Origin of the sequence: Actinotignum timonense (assembly GCF_900155575.1) — a bacterium.
Lineage (GTDB): Bacteria > Actinomycetota > Actinomycetes > Actinomycetales > Actinomycetaceae > Actinotignum > Actinotignum timonense.
In genome coordinates this window covers 1-1,286 of record NZ_LT706984.1, presented here as the reverse complement: position 1 = coordinate 1,286, position 1,286 = coordinate 1, and the positions used below count along the sequence as shown (strand labels likewise).

General features: G+C 66.7%; 1 protein-coding gene. It reads right to left on the bottom strand.

Annotated features, from left to right (window positions below; translation table 11 throughout):
• Nucleotides 1-31 precede the first annotated feature (31 nt).
• Nucleotides 32-982 (bottom strand): phosphoribosylaminoimidazolesuccinocarboxamide synthase, encoded by a 951-nt coding sequence (locus CZ322_RS09775; RefSeq protein WP_087071236.1) that lies wholly within the window; start codon nt 980-982, stop codon nt 32-34.
• Nucleotides 983-1,286 lie beyond the last annotated feature (304 nt).

Here is a 1,286-nt window from a genome sequence, read left to right as displayed (position 1 = left end):
ACGGCGCGCGCCCGCCACTGCGCCGCCGCGCTTAGTGCCCGGGCCAGCGCTCCCCGGTGAGCATTTCGCATACGCGCAGGTAGCGCTCGCGAATATCGGCCACCACGGCAGCGGGGAGGGCCGGCGGCTGGGTCCCTTGCTCCGCATTCCACCCGGATTGCGCGGACATGAGCCACACCTGCGCGGCGTCCTTATCGAAGGGGCGCAGCGCTTCCGGGGTGGGCAGCGCCTCCCCGGATTTCACCGCGCGGTAGTCGGTGGAAAGCCAGTAGTGGGCGGTATCCGGGGTGAAGGCTTCGTCGGCCAGGATGAGGCGGCTGGAGCCGGCGTCCATATCCGTGCCGAATTCCAGTTTGGCATCCGCGAGCACCAGCCCGCGGGCCAGCGCGATGGCGTGAGCGTGCCGGTAGAGGTTGAGGGCCAGCACGCGCACCCGTTCCGCGGTGCTCTCCCCCACCCGCCGCATGAATTCATCCCACGGGATGGGGATATCCGGGCAGCCGGGCCGGCGCTTTTCCGCTATTCCGACCCACGGTAGTTCCAGCTTGGCGCCGAGCTCAATGGCGCCGTCGTACGGCATGGCATCGAGGGTGCCGAGGGTTTCGAGTGAGCGTACCGCGCCGGCGGTTAGATAACCGCGCACCAGCACTTCGTAGGGGAGCATGCGCAGGGCCCGTACCAGGATGCCACGCGCGGCGATATCCCGCGGCACGCCGCCCGGTAGGTAGTGGCTTTCCGCAATGTCCCCGGTGCGGTCGAACCACCAGCGGGCGATCCGGGTGAGGATTTCACCTTTGTCCGGAATGAATGTGGGAACAACGTGGTCGAATGCCGCGATGCGGTCCGAGGCCACAATAAGATAGGTATCCATCCCGGCCATCGCGCCCCCGGGCACGGGCCGGTACAAATCGTGCACCTTCCCGGAATAGGTGCGTTGCCATCCCCGAATGGGGACAAGGCTACCTGTGGTGTATGTAGACATTCCCGCCCCTCAATCTCTTCACGCGGGAGGCTCCTTCGCGTTCCCGCTCCGGTGCTGCGCGAGGGGCCACCGCCGGTTCCGTACCGCGTATCGCGGCGCTATTCGCAACCGCGGCCCGCGGGCTCATCACGAACTCACGGCCCGGAGGTGACCCTCCCCACACAACCTTCTTTTCCTTATAGTAAAGGAATTCTTACCACCTGTCCTGGGAGCTAAGTCACGCACCGTGCATTAGCGCAGGTCAAACGGGGTAAAGTACGACGGCGCAGCTGCCCGCCGGGCAGCTGGCGGCGCGGCCGCGCCC